Source organism: Paenibacillus sp. LjRoot153 (genome assembly GCF_964253085.1).
Taxonomy (GTDB): Bacteria; Bacillota; Bacilli; order Paenibacillales; family NBRC-103111; genus Paenibacillus_E.
In genome coordinates, this window is record NZ_CAXUQH020000001.1 from 577,782 (window position 1) to 600,614 (window position 22,833).

A 22,833-nucleotide genomic window follows, 5' to 3' on the forward strand; every position below is an offset into this window, starting at 1 on the left:
TTTCAATCATTTTTACCGTCAAAATGTCATATATTGAATCAATTCAAAGCAATTCGGGCTTGTCCTAACGAAACGGATAAAAACCTTAATAAAAGCTAAGGAGGGATACCAAGATGTCCTGGAAAACAGCGCTCTACAATTACGTTCATGCGAAAAATCAGGCTGAGCTTGAGGGCTCATCTGCACCCTTGGAAGCATTTGTCTCGGACAGCGCTTATGTACGGAAACAGGATGTCAAGGTGCGAAGGCTCCTGAACAGTTACCGAGAACGTGATGCTAAGCTGCTGCGTGGAGAGACGAAGCTCCGTATGCAAGGTATTAAGGAATTGCCTTATGGTATTATTGCTGATATCCAGCTGCATCGGTTTTTGACCTATCAAATTGGTTTGATAGAACATCAGGAAGAGCGTATAGAGTCAGAACGTGTGATTATTGAGCAAAATGCTCTTGGTTGGAAGGTTCAAAGTGCGGAACTTTTACAAAGCGAAAAGTCCCAGCCCAGCCGCGGACGCAGCTTCCATTTGTCAGAGAATGAAACATTCCTAAACACCAAGCGAAGCTCGCCATCTCTTCCTTATATCAATCCTAGTATACGCAATACGAGTGGTCTGGAATCCGCTCACCGTAAAATCATTTATAATCGTCCCAAAGCCGTCCAATATGCGGAAAAGTGGTGGCAAACACCGAATCCGAGTTATGAGTATTTCGAAGTAGATTGCACGAATTATGTCTCGCAATGCCTCTTTGCAGGCGGGGCTCCAATGGACTATACTGGGAAAAGGGAATCAGGCTGGTGGTATGCTGGAAAAAAAGGGCATCAAGAGCTCTGGAGCTATAGTTGGGCAGTAGCCAACAGTTTGCATCATTATTTAGAACATCCTCATAAGCATGGTTTGACAGGTACAGCCGTCAAGAACGCTTGGGAGCTGCAGCCAGGAGACACCATCAGCTATGATTGGGATGGCGATGGTCGCTTCCAGCACAACACGATCGTTATAGGTAAAGATGCCAATGGGATGCCGCTCGTTAATGCGCATACCTTTAATAGCCGTAATCGGTACTGGGCATACAAGGATTCACCTGCTTGGTCAGAACGGACAAAATACATGTTCATTCATGTTGCTGATGAAATGTAAGATGGCATAGAGATTTGTAAATACTAGACGGAGGTACGTAATGAGCCGCAAAATACGAATTGGTTTAATTTATGGAGGGAAATCCGGCGAGCATGATGTGTCTTTGCAAACAGCATTGGCGGTTATGAAAGCTGTGGACTTCACGAAATATGAGATAACACCGTTTTATATATCCAAAAAAGGGGAATGGAGAAGCGGTGCGCCGCTTCTAGGTCCTGCTGAGTCCAAGGAAGTGCTGACCTTCAGTACGGGAGATGCTGGAGCTCCGGCTTCCAATGCATTGGCACCGATTTTCGGTGGTATTCAAACGAAGGGTGACGTAGCTGTTTCTTCTATTACATCCGCTGGAGCGGAGGATCTCGGATTAGATGTCGTGTTCCCGCTATTACACGGAACGTTCGGGGAAGATGGGACGATTCAAGGACTTTTGGAAATGGCGAACATCCCCTATGTAGGTGCTGGTGTACTGGCTTCTGCTGTCGGCATGGATAAAGTCATGATGAAGAAAGTTTTTGCACAGGAAGGACTTCCGCAGTGCATTTTCCGTCATTTTACCCGTACCGAGTGGGAAAAGAACCGCGCTTACCACCTCATGGAGCTGGAGACAGCGATTGGCTACCCATGCTTCGTGAAGCCGGCTAACTTAGGTTCAAGCGTTGGGATTTCCAAAGCTAGAAATCAAGAAGAGCTGATCGCGGCAGTTGCTTTTGCTTTCCAATATGATCGCAAAGTTATTATTGAAGAAAATATCGATGCCCGTGAAATCGAAGTTGCCGTTCTGGGGAATGATGAGCCTATCGCTTCGGTAGTAGGTGAGATCGTATCTTCTAATGAATTCTACGATTACAAAGCCAAATATCTGGATGGTAAATCAGCCATGATTATTCCTGCCGAGATCTCCCAAGAGGTATCGGATGAGGTTAGAGTGTTGGCGCTTCGCGCGTTCTTGGCGGTGGATGGCAGCGGGTTGTCACGTGTGGACTTCTTCCTAGGCAAAATAGATCAAAAAATCTACATCAATGAAATCAATACGATGCCTGGCTTCACCCCATTCAGCATGTACCCATTGCTATGGCAAGAGACAGGTAAACCTTATAAAGAGCTGCTGGATGATCTCATTCGTTTGGCGCTTGAGCGACACGCAGCTAAGCAAAATATCCAATATTCTTTCGATGCGGAGTAGATAAGCCATGGGTTTTCAAACGGAATTTAATTCAGTTTGCAAGTTTAAGTCCGAGCAAGAGCTCTATGAGCTGCTGGAGTATGGCCGCGGCAAAATGGTGAAAAGCGGCTTCCGCGTTTTCCCTACGGGCCAGAAGGTTATCGCGTATACACCTGAGAATCAAGCGATCGCTATCGTGCGCATCGTGGCCTCCATCGCGGAAATCAATTTCCAAGGTGAAGAGGTTACACAGGTGGAAATGGAGCTCATTCGGCGGTTAACCGAGGAAGAAGCTCGCATTCAGACCTCGCTTGCGTACGAAATGTTTTTCGGGGAGCAAGCCTAGAGGATGTTAAAAGCATAGAGAAACACCGACCTTTCGGGGGCGGTGTTTCTTTTTTTTTGCTCGGGTGGCGAAACATGTTTCCGCTATTCTTCCTAGTAACAGTCTATCTTTCATTTTGTATGATTATAGGGTTTCTATTGTCCCTTTCGAATAGATTGCTAGCTTCATAGAATAACTTATCCTAATCGAAAGGAAGTGATCATACATGAAAAAACACACAAAAATCATTAGTACAGACAGCAGTTGGGTAAACGCGATTGAAATTGCGCCATTTCCGACATGGGTGCAACCTCGAGCAGGTGAATATTACGTTTGGGGGGCGAATGATCCGTATGGGCCAGCAGCAGTGGTAGCCAAAACATTCAAGGTGGACTGGAAAAAAATTAAGAAAGCTACGTTATTCTTGTCCGTTGACAACTATGCCATCGTGCTAATTAACGGAGTGCCCGTAGTTATCGACCGACCGCAGGATACCTTTGCCTTTTTCAATCCGGGAAGAACGTTCCACATCGAGCCTTTCCTTAACCAAGGTGAAAATGATATTGTGATTGCTGGTTTTAATTCCCCATCCAATGCAAACCGAAGCCAAGGCAATCCAGCTGGCATACTTGCTCGTATCGAGATTAAATACGAACATTAATCGGATCTCCAAATAGTACAAAAGACCCTTATGACGTTCTTGAACGTCGAAGGGCCTGTTTGTATGTGCATCAATTCGCTAGGGTAATCTAATTGTGAGAAAATTCGGGTTTGCAGTAACATGCACCAAGCAGCCATATAATCCATTGGGAAACGAACCTGGAGGTTAACGAACATGCTCATTCACCTAGGATACGTAGCCATGTCCACCGTGGTAAAGAATGCTTCCCCGTCCAAGACGATGACGGCGACGAACTTCAGTAAGCTGCTCGATCGCGAGGCAGCGATCCGCAAGCTCGAGCGAATTGGCGCTGAAAATTTACATAACACGCTCCGCCTGCTCAAACATAATCGTGCTCATGACATCATGGTGTTTCGGTTTTCTTCTCGGTTTATTCCGCTGATTGGCCATGAAATGCTAGGTGACTGGGATCCAATCCCATCCCTATCGGCGGAGTTTGAGGAGCTTGGCAGCTATGCCAAGCAGAATAACATGCGCGTCAGCTTCCATCCCGATCACTTCACCGTGCTTAGCACGCCACGGAAGGACGTATTAGAGAAGTCTGTTCAGGATTTAGAGCGACATTCCGCCATGCTGAACGCCATGGGTCTTGGCATGGAGGCCATGTGCAACATCCATGTTGGCGGCTCTTATGGGGATAAAACGAAGGCAGCGAAGCGATTTGTTCAGAATTTCAGCGCGCTGCGCAAGCCAATTCAACAGCGAATCACCCTCGAAAATGACGACAAAACCTTCAATGCATTAGAAACACTCGAGATTGCCGAGGAAGTCGGTGCGCCTATGGTGCTGGATGTGCATCATCATGCGGTCAATAACAACGGGGAGGACATCTTGGAGTTATGGCCGCGCATCCAAGAAACCTGGCTCACACGCGCGCGCCTGCATCTAGATGAAGCATCAGCCTCGCTGCCTCCCAAAATTCACGTTTCCAGTCCCAAAGGCGAAACGGAGCCAAGAAGTCACGCCGATTATGTGGAGGTGGGGCCTTTATTTACGTTTCTCAAAGCGATAGCGCCCATCACACCGAAGCTTGATATCATGATTGAAGCAAAGATGAAGGATAGCGCCCTGTTCAAGCTCATGGAGGACCTCAAGGGACAAGAAGGTGTCACAGCCTTAGATGAAGCGTCGCTTCAGCTATAATCCCATATTTTTCTTGAATTGTTGGACAAAATGGGGTACTTTGGTTAAATGAACGACTAACCATGCCATTGTGAGAGGGGCTTCTACGAACCATGAGTCAATTATTAAACGGAAAAAATATACTTGTAATGGGTGTTGCCAATGATCGCAGTATCGCTTGGGCCATTGCACAATCTTTAGCCGCACAAGGCGCTAATCTGGTGTTCACGTTCGAAAACGAGCGCGTGGAGGAACGCGTACGCAAGTTGGCTGACACAATTCCAGGCTCCACGTTAATGCCTTGTAATGTAACCGTAGATGCAGAGATTGATACCTTGGCTTCCGCGCTCAAAGAGAAGTTCGGTGTCGTGCACGGTCTTGTACATAGTATTGCTTTTGCTAAAACAGAAGAGCTGGACGGGCTGTTCGTTGATACATCACGCGATGGTTTTGCGCTTGCGCATGACATCAGTGCTTACTCTCTAGTGGCAGTATCCAAACGCATTTACCCGCTGATGACAGAAGGCGGAAGCATCATGACCATGACATACCTTGGCGCAGAGCGCGCTATGAAGAACTACAACGTGATGGGCGTTGCCAAAGCTGCGCTTGAAGCTAGCGTTCGTTACCTCGCGGCAGATCTTGGCCAATTCGGTATCCGTGTAAACGGCATCTCGGCAGGTCCGATCCGTACGTTGGCTGCTAAAGGGATCAAGGATTTCAACTCCATCCTGCGTCAAGTTGAAGAGAAAGCTCCGCTTCGTAAAACAACAGATACAGCTGAAGTTGGCGACACGGCTATGTTCCTCATGAGCAACTTGTCCCGCGGCATCACGGGCGAAGTTATTTATGTAGACGGCGGGTACCACATTGTTGGAATTTAGAAGGCTTTATTTTCATAGATATTAAGAAGGAAATCCGTGCGGTCTTGGCCGTTACGGTTTTTTTTCGTTTGAATTTCGCGCCAATGTGAAAATGTACGAATAATTTAGGATGAAACGCACTAGTATTAGAAACGTATAATTTACTATACTTAACGTATTATCTAAATTAATGAAAAGAAAGAGTTGATATATATGGTACATGGTGAGACGGAAACCTTCGTGGTTGGGAGTAAAAGCTTTACAGCAGTAGCCATTAATACGGCAGCCAAAGCGGGACAATGGATCAAGACTAAACTTGGGGACATTAATCATGTGGGGACGAAGCACTCTGCCCAAGACTTGGTGACAGAGGTCGATAAAGGTTCTGAGAAGCTGATTCGTAATCTGATTATGACGCATTTCCCGAATCATTCCATCCTTGGAGAGGAAGGGGTTGAACCAGGTCCGGAGGCATCGGCCAAAGCGCTGCAAGAAATGAGTGACGAAGAGTACCTTTGGATCGTGGATCCGATTGATGGCACAACGAACTTCGTTCATGGTTTTCCTTTCTTCTCCGTATCGATCGCACTGGCGCACAAAGGTGAAGTCATCGTAGGTGTCGTATACGACCCTTCACGCGACGAATTATTCGTTGCTGAGAAAGGGAAAGGCGCCTATATGCACGGTAAAAAGACTGAGGTCTCCGAAGATGAGACGTTGCTCACCAGCTTAATCGCCACAGGCTTCCCAGCTGATCGTGATGGGGCGCTGCCTATTAACCTGAAGGGCGTTCAGGCGCTTTCGCCGAAAGTTCGTAATATCCGTGTGGCAGGCTCTGCCGCGCTGCATTTGGCCTATGTGGCTGCTGGGCGTCTTAGCGGCTTTTGGGAAATCGGTCTCAATGCCTGGGACATTGCAGCGGGTGCCTTGCTCATTACAGAGTCAGGCGGCCGTGTGACGGATACGGAAGGCAAGCCTTATCACTTAGGCGTTCGTAATGTGATGGCATCGAATGGACGCATTCACGAGGAGTTTCAGCACGAGCTAGCCTTAGCAGAGGCGACAAAAATATAAAATAAATTAACCTCTTGCAAGGTCGTTCCATGAGGAATGACCCGGCAAGAGGTTTTTTCCTCTATTTGGAACTAAGGCAGTCCGTCGTAAAAGTCTGGTGAAATTCGTTCAAATCCACTATAATATGAGATATCTCATTTATTTAAACGTTTCAATTAACGGGACACGCGAGTCGTGATCGGAATGGATGGAGTGCTTCTATGTCGGTAAATACAGGATCAGGACCAGATATTATTACGTTTGGAGAAACAATGGCACTGCTCATGCCTTCAGGTGGTAAGGGCTTAGAGTACTCTTCGGAGCTGCATAGCCTGTTTGGTGGTGCAGAGAGTAATGTGGCGATCGGCATTTCACGTCTTGGCGGTCATGTAGGTTGGTTCGGTAGACTAGGTAAGGACCCGTTAGGCCGTATGATTTTCAAAAAAATCCGTGGTGAAGGTGTCGATGTTTCCCGTGCGGAATTGACTACCGACGCGCCAACAGGACTCATGATGCGTGAAGTTCTAATGGGCAAAACGTCTGTTTACTACTATCGTAAAAACTCAGCAGCAAGTCAGATGAGCCCGAAACATTTGGATGAGGCGTACATTGCTGGGGCTAAAGTATTGCATATTACCGGTATCACACCGGCGTTAAGTGAGTCGTGTAGAGAAGCAGCTTTCGAAGCCGTTCGTTTGGCTCGTAAGCATGGCGTGAAGGTAAGCTTTGATCCGAATTTGCGCTTGAAGCTGTGGAGCATCGAAGAGGCGCGTCCTGTTCTGCTCGAGCTTGCGAAGCTGTCCGATATTTTCCTGCCAGGCCTAGATGAGCTGAAGCTGCTGTACCAAACAGAAGACTGGGATGTCATCGTGAGCAAGCTGCGCGAATTGTCGGCAGTTTCGATTGTTAAAGGTGGAGAAGATGTGACGTATGTCGTGACAGCGGATACGATTACAACAGTGCCTTACTTCAAAGCAGAGCAAGTCATTGATACCGTTGGTGCGGGCGATGGGTTCTGTGCGGGCTTTTTGGTTGGCGTGCTGAAAGCGTATGAGTACCCTGAGGCTGTTCGCATCGGGAATTTGGTGGGCTCCATGATCGTGCAGACGGAAGGCGACTGGGAAGGCGCTCCAACGTGGGAGCAAGTGGAAGCAGTACTTAACAACATTAAACATATTGAACGTTAATTGTTTGGACGAAGATACGGAACCTAAATTATACATGCGTACACATAGAAGGGAAGATGATTGTGAAGAAACTTCAATTACTTCAACAAATTACAAATGAGGGCGTCGTTGCCGTCCTACGTGGAGATACACCAGAAGAAGTCGTTGAAATGGCGGATCAAGCGATCGCCGGCGGTATCAAAGTCATCGAAGTCACGATGACCGTGCCTTTCGCGCTGCGCGCGATCGAGGAGCTTGCCAAGCGCTACTCGAGCACAGCGAAGGACGCGTCCAAGTACGCGATCATCGGGGTGGGCACAGCCCTAGACCCGGAAACAGCGCGTGCCGCGATCCTAAGCGGGGCCGAGTTCGTTGTCGGCCCGTCCTTAAACCCGAACACGGTTACGCTGTGTAACCGATATCGTGTGCCGATCATGCCAGGGTGCATGACGATTGCGGATATCCAAACCGCCTTGGAGCTAGGTGTGGATATCGTGAAGCTCTTCCCGGGTAATCTCTATTCCCCGGCGATGATTAAGGCCATTAAAGGTCCGCTGCCACAGGCGAACATTATGCCTACTGGCGGGGTTTCGCTAAGCAACCTCGGCGAATGGATCCAGGCCGGCGCAGTTGCCGTCGGCATCGGCTCCGATTTGACCAGCGAAGCGGTCAAAACAGGAAACTACAGCCTTGTTGCTAAGAAGGCTGCGCAATATATCGAGGCCTACCAAGCGGCCAAGAAGTAGGCATTTAAGATCGCTCCGTCGAAGTTAAGACGGAGCGTATTTTTTTGTGCGGAAATGGAGGTTGGGTAGATGGAGCAGAGTGGCCGGGCTAGAGTATTGCTCCGTATTAGCAATTTGGAGGCGTCGATAGCTTTTTATAGGAGTCAGCTAGGCTGGGAGTTACTTGAGCGGGACGAGGTGTGCTGTGCGGCCTTGCTGCACATGGGTGATACAGCAGATGAGGCTGTTCTGGTTGTGGAGGGTTGTGAAGCGAATGGGGCTCTGAACCGCTGGTTAAGACCGAATTACAGCGTAGCAGAAGCTGGAAGCCTTGTTTACATCGGTGTAGCTTCTGTAGCTGACGTGGAGTCGAACTTGATCGCCAGAGGCTTCCAGCAGGCAATAGGGAGTCAGGAGTCAGAACATATTCGTGAACGCCATGTTCCGACCATTGACGGACATACACTGGTCTACTGGGAGGAGCTATTTCCAACCGATGCTGAGATACTGGGCATGTTTGAAGTGGGTGCCACTGAACTGGAGTGCGCGATCACAGAACTGTCAGAGGCACAACTCAGCCTCAAGGAACATCCAGACAAGTGGTCCATTCGTGAGCACGTGCTGCATCTGATTGACCTAGAGCTGGTCACCATGCACAAGGTGAAATTTGCACTCGCCGAGCCTGGACGGATGTATCAAGGCAATTATTTTCAGCCAGATGATTGGCAGCAAGGATTAGCGTATGCAGAGAGACCGATCAGGAACGAAGTCCAATTATTCCGAGCGGCTAGAGGGCATATTCTTGGCCTATGCAAGCATCTGCCAGACGCTTTGTTCAGAACCATCCGTACCTCAAATAGAGAAGAAAGCGTTGCTCAATTACTGAAAATGATGGCCGGCCACGCGAAGCATCACATACGTGCTGTATTGCGTATCCGTGAAAAACATGGCTGCTAGCAGCGTTGCTCGCTCTGCCAACACGCTTCAATACCTGAATAGTAGAAACGAAAAAACAACCTTCGGATTACCTTGAGGTTGTTTTTTTTGTATCCTTTTGAGCTCGTGAAAGCGTTTAAGAAAAGTATAAAATTTATAAAAACTAGTTGTATTTTCGAAAAGACGCTGTCTGCCCCCGGCCCTATACTTAGGGTATGAAACACAAACCTGATGTAATCGAGAGGGGTAGTTCAGTTGAAAAAGATGTTATCTGTATTTGTTTTAATGTCCCTGATTCTAATGCTTGCCGCATGCGGAGCCAAAACCGTGACAACGGATCAAAAGGATGCAGCAGGCACAACGGCGCCATCTGCAGCAGCCAAAACGGATGCAAAAGCTGGCGGTAAAGTAGGAATCTCGATGCCGACGAAATCATCCGAAAGATGGGTGAGCGACGGGGCTAACATGGTTAAAGAATTCGAGAAATTAGGTTATAAAACGGATTTGCAATATGCGGAAGACGTTGTTGAGAACCAAGTATCTCAAATTGAAAATATGCTTACAAAAGGCGTTAGCATTCTTGTTATTGCTCCTATTGACGGAGAGTCTTTGACGGACGTTCTAAAGAAAGCGCACGATGCAAAGGTTGAGGTTATCGCTTATGATCGTTTGATTAAAAAGAGCGAGTTTGTCAGCTACTATGCGACTTTCGATAATTTCAAAGTAGGCGTACTACAAGCTTCCTACATTGAGAAGAAGCTTGGTTTGAAAGACGGCAAAGGTCCTTTCAACATTGAGCTTTTCGCGGGGTCGCCTGATGATAACAATGCGCATTTCTTCTTTGACGGAGCGTTGTCGGTACTTAAGCCTTACTTAGATTCAGGTAAATTAGTTGTAAAAAGTAAACAAACGCAATTCGATCAAGTAGCTACATTGCGTTGGGATGGTTCAGTCGCTCAATCCAGAATGGACAATCTGCTCAGCAAAAACTATGCCTCTGAGAAAGTCGATGCGGTGTTGTCTCCTTATGATGGCATTAGTATCGGAATCCTTTCTTCCTTAAAAGGTGTTGGTTATGGAACAGCTAGCAAAGCACTGCCGGTGATCACAGGGCAAGATGCTGAGTTGGCATCTGTGAAATCCATCATTGCTGGGGAGCAAACACAAACTGTATTTAAAGATACCCGCGAGCTTGCTAAAAAAGCGGTAGCAATGGCAGACAGCATTCTCAAAGGAAGTAAAGCGGAAGTAAATGATACGAAAACCTATAACAATGGGATTAAAGTAGTTCCTGCCTACTTGCTAGAGCCAGTATCCGTAGATGCAAGCAACTATGAAGCAGCCTTGGTTACCAGCGGATATTACACAAAAGATAAATTAGGTAAATAATTGTCGCTCTAGGAACTGCCTAAATGATCTAGTGATAGCCGAGTGTGACTATCGCTAGATCATTTATTACATGGAAGGCTTGGTGATCGCATGTCGGATGCCATATTAGAAATGAAACAAATAACGAAGACATTCCCAGGTGTGAAAGCGCTCAGTAATGTAAACCTCAAAGTTCACGAAGGTGAGATTCACGCTTTGCTTGGCGAGAACGGAGCAGGTAAATCAACACTTATGAAAGTATTGAGTGGTGTCTATCCGCACGGTTCCTACGAAGGGGATATTCTTTTTAAAGGTCAAGTGTGTGAGTTCAAGGATATCAAGCAAAGCGAGAATTTGGGCATTGTTATCATTCATCAAGAGCTGGCGCTTATTCCCTATTTATCTATTGCAGAAAATATCTTCTTGGGCAATGAACAAGCTACACGAGGAATCATCAATTGGAACGATACCATTGTTAAAACAAGGGAGCTTCTTCAAAAGGTTGGATTAAACGAGCAGCCTACGACGCTCACGCTTAATATTGGCGTCGGTAAGCAGCAGTTAGTTGAAATTGCCAAAGCATTATCCAAAAAAGTGAAGCTGCTCATCTTGGATGAACCTACGGCTGCTTTGAATGAAGAAGATAGTGATAACTTGCTGAAGCTGCTGCTGGAATTCAAGAAACAGGGAATCTCCTCCATTCTCATTTCTCACAAGTTAAACGAAATATCCAAAGTAGCCGATTCCATAACCATACTCAGAGATGGTCAAACCATTGAAACGTTAGATATGAGAAAAGATCAAATCACGGAAGACCGCATTATTAAAGGTATGGTTGGGCGAGATTTAACGCATCGCTATCCAACTCGAGAGCCGCAAATCGGCGATATGTTGTTTGAAGTCAAGGATTGGAACGTCTTTCATCCACTGCAAGACAATCGCAAAGTCATTGATCAAGTGAACTTAAACATACGTAAAGGTGAAATTGTCGGGATTGCCGGTCTGATGGGCGCAGGTAGAACCGAGCTGGCGATGAGCATTTTCGGCAAATCCTATGGGAAGAAAATTAGCGGTCATTTATATAAAGAGGGCAAGGAAATCCATCTTCCAACGATTGATAAAGCAATTAATCAAGGTATCGCTTATGTGACCGAAGACCGGAAGAACTATGGATTGATTCTGATGGATGATATTAAGCGGAACATTACCTTAGCGCGGCTGAATAAGATTTCGAAGAATAAGGTCGTTAACGAATATCAAGAAATTATACATGCGGAGAGCTTCCGCCAAAAAATGAATATCAAAACGCCGAGTGTTTTACAGAAAACTGGGAATTTAAGCGGAGGCAATCAACAGAAGGTTGTATTAAGCAAGTGGATTTTCTCTGAGCCGGATATTCTCATTCTCGATGAACCTACTAGGGGGATCGATGTAGGAGCCAAATATGAGATCTATACAATCATTAACCAGCTGGCGATGGAGGGCAAAGGCATTCTGCTTATCTCCTCAGAGCTTCCTGAAATTCTAGGCATGTGCGATCGTGTCTATGTGATGAATGAAGGGAAAATGGTGGGTGAATTAAGGAAAGAAGACGCTTCACAGGAAGCGATAATGAAATGTATTACGAGAGCAGGAGGGCACATGCATGGAAACACTGATTAAGCTGTTTAAGAGCAATATCCGGCAATATGGCATGATTATGGCACTCGTTTTAATTACGATATTTTTTCAAATCATGACAGACGGTGTTCTGTTAAAATCACTGAATGTAACGAATTTGATACTGCAAAACAGCTACATTCTGGTACTGGCAATCGGGATGTTGCTGGTTATTATCACTGGTAATATCGACTTATCTGTAGGTTCTGTGGCGGCATTTGTAGGGGCTCTATCTGCCGTGATGATGGTCGATATGAAGGTTCCGTTTGTAGCGGCTGTTATTATTTCATTGGTAATCGGGGCACTTGTCGGGGCGTGGCAAGGCTTCTGGGTCGCTTATGTACGAATTCCATCGTTTATCGTAACGTTAGCAGGGATGCTGATCTTCCGGGGACTAACCATGATTGTGCTGAAAGGGATGTCGATTGCACCGTTTCCGAAGACTTTTCAGAAAATAAGTTCAGGATTTATTCCTGATGCCATTGGCGGCGGCACGCTGCATAATACGACGATTATTATCGGAGCTGTGTTATCGCTCATTTTGATTTGGAGTGAGTTGAAGAAAAGAAAGAATCAATTAAAATACGAGTTTGAAGTGCTGCCGCTCGGCTTGCTGATTGCCAAAATCGTGGTTATGGTTGCGATCATTAACGTATTCACCTATGTTTTGGCTACGTATGCAGGTATTCCAAATATTCTGATTCTGTTATTTGTCCTCGTGGTGATTTACACATTTGTTATGAATAAAACGGTTATGGGGCGCCATATTTATGCACTGGGCGGAAGTGAAAAGGCAGCTAAATTATCAGGCATCAAAACGAAGCATGTCACCTTCTGGGTTTTTGTCAACATGGGCGTGCTGGCTGCGCTATCCGGTCTGGTATTTGCTGCAAGATTGAATGCTGCTACACCAAAAGCCGGTGTGAACTTTGAATTAGATGCCATTGCTGCTTGTTTTATCGGCGGGGCATCTGCAACAGGTGGAATCGGAACGGTTATCGGCGCTATTATTGGCGGACTTGTCATGGGTGTGATGAACAATGGGATGTCGCTTGTAGGCCTAGGTATCGACTGGCAGCAAGGGATTAAAGGTCTGGTGCTGTTACTGGCAGTCGGATTTGATATCTACAATAAATCGAAAACAGCTTAGTTAAATTTTATAAGGGCCGTATGGACCAAATGAGACTTTTCCTGAAGGGAAGGGTCTTATTTGGTCCTATAGATATGGAGGGAATCAATAATGACGCTTTCTGTCAGTAAGGGGAGAGCCTCTATCGAATTATCCATTAGCCAAATGAATGCCATTTATAATAAAATGAAAGTGCTTTCGGAAGAATAGAGGAGTTAATTAGTAAATTCCAATTCAAATCATTCACATAGAGAGACAAAGATCAGATTGTGCATGAGGGGGGGATAAAATGAAAAAGCTGTTGTTAGTGTATGCGATACTGATCGCAACTTTTTTGCTTTTCCTGTATGTGTATCAGTACAGCGATTCTACGGATAATTCGCTCAAGCAAATGAATGGCGGTTTAAAGGGGGATATAGAAGAGAAATATGTGATGGTTAACTTTCAGTCGGGTATTGATTACTGGAAAAGCTGTTTGAAGGGGTTTGAGGACGCCGCGAAGACGCTGAATGTGTCCGTCGAGTATCGAGGTGCCACACAGTACGATGTGAATGAAGAAGTGACGGTATTGGAGCAGGTTATTGCGAAAAAGCCGGCAGGGATTGCAGTTTCAGCTATTAATCCAGATGCCTTGGTTGTGACGATTAATAAAGCCGTCGAAGCGGGCATTCCTGTTGTGTTATTCGATTCCGGTGCGCCGAAAAGCAAGGCGTACTCGTTCCTTGGCACGAATAATTATAACGCTGGGGTCAGCGCAGCTCACAAAATGGCTGAATTGACGGGGAGCAGCGGCAAGCTAGCTATCATTACCTTGCCTAATCAATTAAACCATCAGGATCGGATGGCGGGATTTCAAGATACGATCAAAAGCACATATCCCAATTTACAAATTATAGCTATCGAAGACGGCAAGGGAGATCAATTGGCATCCGAACGGATTGCAGCTAAGGTACTTAAGGACCATCCTGACTTGAAGGGGATATTTGCGACTGAGGCGAATGGCGGCGTGGGGGTAGGTAATGCCGTGAGAAGTCTGGATCGGCTATCACAGGTGAAAATCATCGGATTTGATACGGATAAAGGGACGTTGGACATGGTGAAGAACGAAACGATTTCGGCAACGCTAGCGCAAGGAACCTGGAATATGGGGTATTGGTCGCTGATGCATCTGCTTCATTTGCAGAAGGAGGCACAGCAATCCCCTTTACCTTTGCAGAATAGCAAAGAGGCGCTTGTACCTACCTATGTGGATACCGGGATTACGATTGTAACCAAGGAAAATGTCGATATCTATTATGCCAAATGACAGCGTAGAGGTTAAGGATGAGGTGATGCGCATGAAAATGTTCAAATGGATTACACTCAATAACTGGCCGATCCGTTATAAACTGATCATGCACTTCTTATTAATCAGCATCTTGCCTGCCATTTGTCTAGGGATACTTATTGGCTTAGCAACAGATCGCATTATCGAGAAACAAGTGAATGAACATACCTCGCAATTAATCGGGACTGTCAATAAATCACTCGAGGCTTACGCGGGGAATTTACAAAATATCACTTATTTTACTTCCTTCAATCCGCAAGTGAAGCGATTTCTAATTGGTGAGACGGCTATTCAGGCGTCGGAAGCTTATGATATGCGGATTTTCCTTAAAGGCTTTACAACTTTATATCCAGAAGTGGCGGGTATTCTGGTCGTGAATGCCAAAGGCGATTACGTGAGTAACGAAATGTACGCCCGAACGAGTCGTAGCCTTACCGAAGAAAGCTGGTATAAGGAAGCTGTCGATGAGAAAGGTATATTCAGTATCGTAGGACACCCTTCTGGCCGTAATGTCACTACGCATGTTGACTATAAGGATGAAGATATCGTATCTGTGGTGAGGGCCATTCTGGATCCGGAAACCCAAGCGGTCCAAGGGGTTATTCTCATTGATTTAAAGCTTAGAGTTATCGCGGAAACGGTCCAGGATGTGAATCTAGGGAAATCCGGTTATTTAATGGTTCTTGACAATAAGGGGGAGAGCATCTACACGCCGCAGCATCCTTTAGTGGGTAAGTTTCAACGGAACTGGATTGATGAAAACCCTTCGGGCACTTTTTCCAAAAAGATCGACGGGAGAAATATGCAATTTATATATCGAAAATCATCCTTTACAAATTGGACGACCGTGGGTGTTTTCTCAACGCAGGAGTCGGTTAGAGAGGTCCGAGAAATCCGATTATATTTAGTCAGTTTTGTTTTCGTCGTCTGTTTGCTCGGTATTGCAGCTTCTTATTATTTATCCTATACGATTTCCTTACCTATTTGGCAGTTAACGTCTTTCATGAGGCGGGCAGAAGATGGCAATCTATCCATCCGCTTTAAGGATAAGCGAACCGACGAAGTAGGTATGCTCGGTAGAAGCTTCAACACTATGCTGATGCAAATAACGAAGTTGATCGGATTGGTTGAAAAGGAACAGAAACAGAAGAGGGAAGCAGAGTTAAGGAGCCTGCAAGCTCAAATTAAACCGCATTTTTTGTATAATACGTTAGATACGATACAATGGTTAGCTCGCAAGAGTGGGGCTCATGAAGTGACAGAGGTCGTCGAATCGCTTTCACGGCTGTTTCGCATAGGGCTTAGCAAAGGCAATGAAGTCATTTCACTCATGGAAGAATTCGAGCATGTAAAGAGTTATCTCATCATTCAAAAAACGAGATACAAAGAAAAGCTGAATTACACGATTGCCATTGAACCATCGCTGCATCAGTTCTATGTACTGAAGTTAATTCTTCAGCCGATTGTTGAGAATGCGATCTATCATGGCATTAAAGAACGCCGGGGTCCCGGTATCATTGATATACAGGCGCGTCATGAGAACGAACGAGTTGTAATTATCATTCGTGATAATGGAGCGGGTATGTCAGAGGAGAAGCTTGCGCAATTAAGACGAATCTTAGAAGCGGCAGCTTCGAAATCGAATCCCATCCAAAGTGAAGTTGAACAAGAAAAGGCAATGGATAACAAGCAGGAATTGTCTTATCACATAGCTTCTCCTCAATCAGGAGGAGGTTATGGCCTAACGAATGTTCAAGAGCGGATTGTGATCAGCTTCGGAGAGGTATATGGGGTATCCATCGATAGTATAAGGGGAGAAGGGACAACGGTGACAATTACACATCCAGTGCTAAAGAGAGAGGTGCCCATGTGAGTGCAAATCCGTTCTGGCGAGTATTGATCGCTGATGATGAATCGATTATTCGTGAAGGCATACAAAGCGCCATCGATTGGCAGCAGCTGGGCTTGGAGGTTGTGGCGGAAGCGGAAGACGGTGAAGAAGCCTTGGAACTGGCGCATAAACATAACATTCATATCCTGCTTGTTGATCTGAATATGCCAATTATGAGTGGTATGACATTAATTAAGCATATGCGTGAGGAACTGCCCGATTGCAAAATCATCATCATAACCGGACATGATGAGTTCGCTTATGCACAAGCAGCAATTCGTCTGGATGTGGATGATTATATCCTTAAACCAGTGAATCCTGCTCAGCTTACGGAGGTATTAACAAAAATCACGAAACAAATGACAATTTCTATGGAAAAAGAAGAACATTTGCAGATGGCCTCCAAACAGATCGAAAGGAACTTTTCGCTGTTGCGAGAGCGTTTTTGTTTAGAGTGGATGGATGGAGGACTTAGCGAGGTTGAGATCAAGGAGCAGCTGATGTTTCTCAAAATGCCTGAACGGGCACCGAGCACGCTGGGCGTCATTCAATGGTCAGGTAATTCTAGGGGCAAAGAGCTTTTATCAGAAAGGGATCGACAGCTTTACTTATTTGCGATTGAGAATATTGTTGAAGAGTTGCTAACGCCTTACACCCTTATTAAATTTCGAGACCATTTGGGCATGCTGGTTGTATTGCTATGGGAATCAGTCCCTGTGGAAAAGCTTCAGAAATTGGACGAAGCCGTGCAGACGTATTTGAAAATCACGATCGCCTCTCAATTCCTGTCCGTCACGGAAGGGGTTACAGGCGTTGCAGATGTGTATCAGCAAGGGAGAGCATCTTTGTATAAAGAAGTCCATTTATCCCCTTTTGTTCGTTTGGCCAAGGAAGCAATTGCTCAAAGATACCGTGACCCTGATATCACATTAGAACAGCTAGCGAATGAAATGAAGGTATCTCCTGTTTATTTAGGTCGTATATTTAAACAGGAAGTAGGTATCCCATTTGTGAATGTACTAACCCATACGCGTATCAAACACGCTACGCATTATCTGAATACAACCGATATGACGATTATTGAGATTTCGGAAAAAGTAGGCTACGATTCTCAACATTACTTTAGCACAGCATTTAAAAAAGTAGTCGGCATTGCGCCGATTCAATATCGGAAAGAAAGCGCGCCTCAAGTGTGAGTCGCCTAACACAAAGAACCCGAAGACCTTATTTCCTTAGAAATAGGTCGAACGGGCTCTTTGTGTTGGTCCCTCTAACATGTGGGAGGAGAGGGGGAATCCGTACTACTTGTTTTCCGCATCATACTCGCTGGCAAATTCGGCCAGGGCTTTCACCTTACCATGTGGTGGATGTTGAGCTTGTTTACGACCCTTCCATGCTGCTTCTTGGCGGCGCTTCGAGTGGCTCATCGCTGAAAACCTCCTGTGGCATGCGGATGGTGTTGCACTAATAAAATGTGATACATGAGGCTATTTTATGCAAAGCAGATACGATCTCTTTACGAGAAAAACTCCACCAGACCGACGAAGGTCTGGTGGAGTTTTTTGCAACCGATACTATTCCGTAGCAACGGATTGGTCAGCTTGCATGTTGACCGGGGAAATACGGATAAAGTTAGCTTCAAGATTGCTCAGCAAACCTTCGATTTTCGCCGCGGCTTCGGATTGACCGGAGTTCGCAAGCTCAGCGTGGTAAGCTGTTAGCAATTCAGTAAGATCTTTTTTACTTTGAAGGCCGATAGGCTCAAGTTTAACTTTAGCGCCTTTAGCGATACGACGTTCGATAGCCGCTTGATCAAGACCCATTTCTGGCACTAGACGTTGGTAGATAACCCCACCTGTCATACCTGCACAGATCCATGGACCTGGATCGCCCATAACAACGGCACGGCCGTTTGTCATGTACTCGAAAGCGAAGCCTTTGAGGTTCGCACGAGCTGCTAGACCGCCAAGCTCATCTTGCAGAGGTGTCGTGATTTCGCCGCCGAAGACAACGTCAGCACCCGAGAAACGGATACATGCACGAGTATCTGCACTGCCTTGAATCAAGAACAACCCTTTTTGAGCACCGTAACCGAACGATTTACCAACGCTGCCGTTGATGAAGGTATTGTTGTGGCCAAGTGACTTAACGATGGCTACTTTACCACCGAACGCCATTTTACCAAGACCGTCTTCAGCACCGCCGTGTACAGTAATGTCTACGCCACGTGCGTTGAATGCAGCCAGACCATTACCAGGAACGGAACCGTCAATAAGGTTCAGCGCAACAGTTGGAAGCTCATCGTAGCTGCCGTTGAAACGGTCTCTTACACGATGGCTGGAATAACGAGTTCCAAGGATACGGGACTCGGCATCCACTTTGGACCAGTTGCGAACGACAGGAGCATCGAACGATACGGAATCTGGGAAGAATTCCAAACCTTCTGCACCAGCCGCGATACGAATATCGGACGAAACTGCTGCTTCTTCAGCCGCTCTAGTCTCTTCAGAGATGAACTGTAATGGAGCTGGACGAAGAATGTCGGACAAGTCAATGCGTTCGATGTGACTGATTTGCTCCAAAAGATCGGAACGGCCAACGAGTTCTTGTAAGCTCTTGAAACCAAGGGAAGCAACGACTTCACGTACTTCTTCACCCATCGAACCGAACAAACGAACCAAGCTGTCTACAGCTAGATCGAATTGACGCGGTACGAAACGGCGAAGACCTTTTTCTTCAGCTTCTTCCATGGAATCGATTTGTGTTGCGATACCAACGTGACAAGTGTCTAAGTGACAACCACGACATGTTGTACAACCAATGGATTGCATTGCGATACTACCGAAACCAGCACGGTTCGCACCGAGCATAACCATTTTAACAACGTCAGCGCCTGATTTCAGACCGCCATCGGACCATAGCTCAACGCGGTGACGAAGACCAGCTTCAATCAAAGCAACGTGAGCAAGCTTCGTACCAATCTCCGTAGGAAGACCAACGTGCGTCAAGGAGTGAATACGAGCCGCACCTGTACCGCCGTCAAAACCAGAAAGGGTAATAACGTCAGCGCCAGCTTTGGCAACACCAACCGCAATCGTGCCGATACCAGGAACAACTGGGATTTTTACGATGATTTTGGCTTTACGTCCGCTGCCTTCTTTAAGCTCGGAAATGATTTGCGCCAAGTCCTCGATGGAATAGATATCGTGGTTGTTGGATGGCGAGATCAAGTCGGAACCGATTGTAGCGTTACGTGCTTCAGCGATTTTCGCTGTTACTTTGGAGCCTGGTAAGTGACCGCCTTCACCTGGCTTTGCCCCTTGACCGATTTTGATCTCAAGGAAAGCTACTGCGTTAGCAAGCTCAATGTTAACACCGAAACGTCCGGAAGCGACTTGCGCTCCGCGCGTTCTTTTGTAACGGCCAAGCATATCTTTAATCTCTCCGCCCTCGCCGTTCATGGTTACCATGTTCAGACGTTCGCCGGCTTCAGCATAGGCGCGGAAAGCTGTTTCATTTTGTGAACCGAAGGACATAGAAGAGATCAACATCGGCAAGGAATGACCGCCAATGGAAATATCAACTTGCGACGGATCAAGTGGTTGACGACCATCGCTGATTGCTTTGAAGCCCGCAATGTGACGAATGGAAATCGGATTCTTCTTCTCTTCTTCACGCAGCTTGTCGCGGTAGTCGCTGTAAGGAGCAGCTCCTGATGCAGCATCGCCTAGCGCTTTCCACATACGTTGGAAGAAACGGAAGTTTTTCGCCGCTTTCGCTTTCGGATTGATGTAATCCGCATAACGAGCTTCAGCTTCAGCTTCAAGCTGAGCAAAGCCAGTTCCTGCTTTTTCACTGCCGAGATAGTTCACGATATCCAGCACCTCGGAAACTTCCGGATGGAAGCCGATGGAGGAGAAGAAACGTGTATATCCACGAAGTTCATGCGTACCGATTGTTGAAATGACTTTTTCAAGTCCTTTCGTAAGTGCCGCGTACACTTTACGTGCTGCTGCTGCGTTGCCTTCTTTGTCAGAAGCCGTGGAGAACAGCAAGTAAGGTGAGATAACGTCTGCACCAAGACCACAAGCTACCGCGATATCATGCAGACTGCGAATAGCAGCTGAACGAAGGATCAATGTAACTTGACGGCGCAGGTTGTCGCCGAAACCGAGTTTCTCTGCACGAAGAGCGATATCGATTTTGGAAACAGCAAGGTGCGGATCCAGCCACAAACGGTCGTTTTGGTGAGCTGCAGAATCGTCCAAGACGAGCAGCACCGCGCCATTACGAACAGCAGAGATGGCATCAGCAGCAAGTGCAGCCAAACCATCCTTCAGAGACGTTCCTCTACCGAATGTTGTGGATAGAACGGCTACTTTGTTATCGCCTTGTGCACGGAATTGTGCAAGCAATTGCTCCAAAGATGGCTGGGATAAGTTCTCTTCACTGCCTACACCATTCGTTCCTTCAAGAACAAGCGGAGTAAGAAGCTCAAGACGAAGGTTGCTATCCACCTGTGCAAATACCGGAAGACGAGCTCCAGCAATAACACGCGTGGAGAAATGCTCCATTTCACGGTCACGGTCAATAGCCGGATTCGTTACAACGGCAACACTTTCTTTAATGAAGTCAGGCACGTTCTGGCGTTCCCAAGCAAGCGCTGCGTGAGGTGAATCATGACCCAATGAACGAATCGGCTCAGCGCCAGTTTCGGACATGGACTCGATGTGTGAAATACCGTCACGATCCCAACCAAATGCACTGTACACTTGATCAGTTGTAATAATATTCTCATTCAGCTCAGCTTCTGTATTCGTTTGAGCAGGGTTCAAATAAGAGCGGAGACCGCTAATATTTACACGCTTGCTTACACGGTCATACACTAAGGTTTGAACTTCATGATAAGGAATCACTTGAATATGCTCGCCTGGTGTTAGAACAACACCGACTTTCTCGCCTGGTGCGATCGGCTTCGGATCAGCAACCATTTCGCCAACAGTAATAACACCTTGCTCGGATGAGAAGTACAGGGACGTGTCACTTTCAACCATCCAAACTGGACGAAGACCTAACGCATCTACGCTGAAAATACACTCGTTACCGTAACGAGAAACGATACCTGCTGGACCTTGTGCAAAGTGGCCCCATACTTGACGGTAGTACACATATAGATCTTGAAGTTCCGGACGGAACTGTTTCATTTCATTAATAATAGGAGGGAACACCATTTCCATCGCTTCGAAAAGGGACAATCCAAAACGGTGAATGAACGTTTCAATCGTTCTGTTCATGTCTTGGGAGTCAGACCCGCCGCTTACAAGCGGAACGCCAACCATGTCAGCTTCAAGACGAAGTTTCTTCACCGTATTAATTTCACCGTTGTGTCCAAGAAGGGAGAACGGTTGAACACGGAAGAAGCTGGACAATGTGTTCGTTGAATAACGGTTATGACCAATGGTTACTTGGGACGCAAACAAAGGATCACGCAAGTCGTTAAAATATTTAGGAAGGATGCTTGCTGCACCTAATACTTTGTAGGCAGATGTCACATTGCTAAGTGTTGCAACATGAACGTTGTAACGATCTTCAATCGCAATATGCAGCTCATAAAGATGATCGGCAACTTGACCCTCTGTCTTATTGCTAATCGCTGCAATTTGCCAAAACGTAGGCTCATCGAGCAAACCGTTGGCACCAAGCGAACTGCTGTCAACAAGGTTTTCTTGCTCAAGAATAATGGATACATCATGGGAGGCAAAAAGCTCACGAATGCCGTTTTGAATCTCAGTAACAGTCAAATCCAACTTACGTGGAACAAAGATATGTCCAACAGAAAAACGGTTGTCATAAGCAAGCTTGCCATCCAGACCCGCATCTGTTAATTTCTTTTCCCAGAGACTACGTGGAATGTCTGTTAAAATACCGCAACCATCGCCTTCACCATTGATAAATCCTGAACGATGTTCCATTTTAACAAGGGCATCAATCGTTTTTTGGATGTTATCACGGGAAGGGTGACCATTCTTTTCAATAATACAAATAATACCGCAGCTGTCGTGTTCGGTTCCTAGTAGATCTTGAAAACGGCCTTCATTACGCATAATTTCATTCATTGCTCTGGTCAGTCGCCTGACCGTCACCTCCCATACATAATTAAAATCCTCTTGCTTTCGCTTCTTGCATTCTGGCGTCGATGAGCCTGCCAGCTCTTACATTTAGGGAGAAAAGCTACATTTTGCTTAAATCCGAAATATGCACGATTGTGTATAAAAATGCAATATAACTG

At 46.2% G+C, this 22,833-nt stretch carries 18 protein-coding genes; 16 read left to right on the forward strand and 2 right to left on the reverse strand.

What is annotated here, in order from left to right; translation table 11 throughout:
- Positions 1–113 precede the first annotated feature (113 nt).
- The 16 genes from ACSQ8P_RS02705 to ACSQ8P_RS02780 all read left to right on the forward strand — a co-directional run bounded on the left by ACSQ8P_RS02705 (position 114) and on the right by ACSQ8P_RS02780 (position 17,740).
- Positions 114–1,136, forward strand: coding sequence for an amidase domain-containing protein (locus ACSQ8P_RS02705; protein ID WP_436233789.1), 1,023 nt, complete (start codon positions 114–116; stop codon positions 1,134–1,136).
- Positions 1,137–1,176: 40 nt separating this feature from the next.
- Positions 1,177–2,319: a D-alanine--D-alanine ligase gene (locus ACSQ8P_RS02710; RefSeq protein ID WP_436233790.1), complete on the forward strand. Its 1,143-nt coding sequence runs from the start codon at positions 1,177–1,179 to the stop codon at positions 2,317–2,319.
- A gap of 7 nt (positions 2,320–2,326) precedes the next feature.
- Positions 2,327–2,644, forward strand: a complete 318-nt coding sequence (locus ACSQ8P_RS02715) for a hypothetical protein (protein WP_436233791.1) — start codon at positions 2,327–2,329, stop codon at positions 2,642–2,644.
- Positions 2,645–2,849: 205 nt separating this feature from the next.
- Entirely contained in the window at positions 2,850–3,284 is a 435-nt protein-coding gene (locus tag ACSQ8P_RS02720) for a hypothetical protein (RefSeq protein WP_436233792.1), read from the forward strand.
- Between the two features lie 174 nt (positions 3,285–3,458).
- Entirely contained in the window at positions 3,459–4,448 is a 990-nt protein-coding gene (gene uvsE / locus ACSQ8P_RS02725; protein WP_436233793.1) for a UV DNA damage repair endonuclease UvsE, read from the forward strand.
- A gap of 92 nt (positions 4,449–4,540) precedes the next feature.
- Positions 4,541–5,311: an enoyl-ACP reductase FabI gene (gene fabI / locus ACSQ8P_RS02730; RefSeq protein ID WP_028555353.1), complete on the forward strand. Its 771-nt coding sequence runs from the start codon at positions 4,541–4,543 to the stop codon at positions 5,309–5,311.
- A gap of 192 nt (positions 5,312–5,503) precedes the next feature.
- The gene (locus tag ACSQ8P_RS02735) at positions 5,504–6,364 is read left to right on the forward strand and encodes an inositol monophosphatase family protein (protein WP_436233794.1); all 861 of its coding nucleotides are present in this window, start codon (positions 5,504–5,506) and stop codon (positions 6,362–6,364) included.
- Between the two features lie 200 nt (positions 6,365–6,564).
- Positions 6,565–7,530, forward strand: coding sequence for a sugar kinase (locus ACSQ8P_RS02740; protein ID WP_436233795.1), 966 nt, complete (start codon positions 6,565–6,567; stop codon positions 7,528–7,530).
- Positions 7,531–7,592: 62 nt separating this feature from the next.
- Positions 7,593–8,255: a bifunctional 2-keto-4-hydroxyglutarate aldolase/2-keto-3-deoxy-6-phosphogluconate aldolase gene (locus tag ACSQ8P_RS02745; RefSeq protein WP_436233796.1), complete on the forward strand. Its 663-nt coding sequence runs from the start codon at positions 7,593–7,595 to the stop codon at positions 8,253–8,255.
- Positions 8,256–8,324: 69 nt separating this feature from the next.
- Positions 8,325–9,191, forward strand: a complete 867-nt coding sequence (locus tag ACSQ8P_RS02750; protein WP_436233797.1) for a DinB family protein — start codon at positions 8,325–8,327, stop codon at positions 9,189–9,191.
- 234 nt (positions 9,192–9,425) lie between these two features.
- Entirely contained in the window at positions 9,426–10,559 is a 1,134-nt protein-coding gene (chvE, locus tag ACSQ8P_RS02755) for a multiple monosaccharide ABC transporter substrate-binding protein (protein WP_436233798.1), read from the forward strand.
- A 90-nt stretch (positions 10,560–10,649) separates the two neighbouring features.
- The gene (gene mmsA / locus ACSQ8P_RS02760; protein WP_436233799.1) at positions 10,650–12,200 is read left to right on the forward strand and encodes a multiple monosaccharide ABC transporter ATP-binding protein; all 1,551 of its coding nucleotides are present in this window, start codon (positions 10,650–10,652) and stop codon (positions 12,198–12,200) included.
- Positions 12,184–13,347, forward strand: a complete 1,164-nt coding sequence (mmsB, locus tag ACSQ8P_RS02765) for a multiple monosaccharide ABC transporter permease (RefSeq protein WP_436233800.1) — start codon at positions 12,184–12,186, stop codon at positions 13,345–13,347. Before mmsA ends, mmsB begins: the two co-directional genes overlap by 17 nt.
- Before the next feature lie 268 nt (positions 13,348–13,615).
- A complete protein-coding gene (locus ACSQ8P_RS02770; RefSeq protein WP_436233801.1) occupies positions 13,616–14,632 on the forward strand; it encodes a substrate-binding domain-containing protein in 1,017 nt (338 codons plus the stop codon).
- 31 nt (positions 14,633–14,663) lie between these two features.
- Complete coding sequence (locus ACSQ8P_RS02775; RefSeq protein WP_436239442.1) at positions 14,664–16,526, forward strand: cache domain-containing sensor histidine kinase; 1,863 nt, start codon at positions 14,664–14,666, stop codon at positions 16,524–16,526.
- A complete protein-coding gene (locus ACSQ8P_RS02780; RefSeq protein WP_436233802.1) occupies positions 16,523–17,740 on the forward strand; it encodes a response regulator transcription factor in 1,218 nt (405 codons plus the stop codon). The genes ACSQ8P_RS02775 and ACSQ8P_RS02780 overlap by 4 nt, the downstream gene beginning before the upstream one ends.
- A 105-nt stretch (positions 17,741–17,845) precedes the next feature.
- Here the strand turns inward: ACSQ8P_RS02780 and ACSQ8P_RS02785 are convergent, their stop codons facing one another.
- Together ACSQ8P_RS02785 and ACSQ8P_RS02790 are read right to left on the reverse strand one after the other, a co-directional pair.
- A complete protein-coding gene (locus ACSQ8P_RS02785; protein WP_235549887.1) occupies positions 17,846–17,971 on the reverse strand; it encodes a DUF6254 family protein in 126 nt (41 codons plus the stop codon).
- Positions 17,972–18,118: 147 nt separating this feature from the next.
- On the reverse strand, positions 18,119–22,660 hold the full coding sequence (locus ACSQ8P_RS02790; RefSeq protein ID WP_436233803.1) for a glutamate synthase-related protein: 4,542 nt from the start codon (positions 22,658–22,660) through the stop codon (positions 18,119–18,121).
- Positions 22,661–22,833 lie beyond the last annotated feature (173 nt).

Coding starts and splice junctions, on each gene's coding strand:
- ACSQ8P_RS02770 (WP_436233801.1), top strand. CDS start 13,616: ATGAAAAAGCTGTTGTTAGTGTATGCGATACTGATCGCAACTTTTTTG.
- uvsE (WP_436233793.1), top strand. CDS start 3,459: ATGCTCATTCACCTAGGATACGTAGCCATGTCCACCGTGGTAAAGAAT.
- ACSQ8P_RS02705 (WP_436233789.1), top strand. CDS start 114: ATGTCCTGGAAAACAGCGCTCTACAATTACGTTCATGCGAAAAATCAG.
- ACSQ8P_RS02710 (WP_436233790.1), top strand. CDS start 1,177: ATGAGCCGCAAAATACGAATTGGTTTAATTTATGGAGGGAAATCCGGC.
- fabI (WP_028555353.1), top strand. CDS start 4,541: ATGAGTCAATTATTAAACGGAAAAAATATACTTGTAATGGGTGTTGCC.
- ACSQ8P_RS02750 (WP_436233797.1), top strand. CDS start 8,325: ATGGAGCAGAGTGGCCGGGCTAGAGTATTGCTCCGTATTAGCAATTTG.
- ACSQ8P_RS02775 (WP_436239442.1), top strand. CDS start 14,664: ATGAAAATGTTCAAATGGATTACACTCAATAACTGGCCGATCCGTTAT.
- ACSQ8P_RS02785 (WP_235549887.1), bottom strand. CDS start 17,971: ATGAGCCACTCGAAGCGCCGCCAAGAAGCAGCATGGAAGGGTCGTAAA.
- ACSQ8P_RS02720 (WP_436233792.1), top strand. CDS start 2,850: ATGAAAAAACACACAAAAATCATTAGTACAGACAGCAGTTGGGTAAAC.
- ACSQ8P_RS02735 (WP_436233794.1), top strand. CDS start 5,504: ATGGTACATGGTGAGACGGAAACCTTCGTGGTTGGGAGTAAAAGCTTT.
- mmsB (WP_436233800.1), top strand. CDS start 12,184: ATGGAAACACTGATTAAGCTGTTTAAGAGCAATATCCGGCAATATGGC.
- ACSQ8P_RS02715 (WP_436233791.1), top strand. CDS start 2,327: ATGGGTTTTCAAACGGAATTTAATTCAGTTTGCAAGTTTAAGTCCGAG.
- ACSQ8P_RS02790 (WP_436233803.1), bottom strand. CDS start 22,660: ATGAATGAAATTATGCGTAATGAAGGCCGTTTTCAAGATCTACTAGGA.
- ACSQ8P_RS02740 (WP_436233795.1), top strand. CDS start 6,565: ATGTCGGTAAATACAGGATCAGGACCAGATATTATTACGTTTGGAGAA.
- mmsA (WP_436233799.1), top strand. CDS start 10,650: ATGTCGGATGCCATATTAGAAATGAAACAAATAACGAAGACATTCCCA.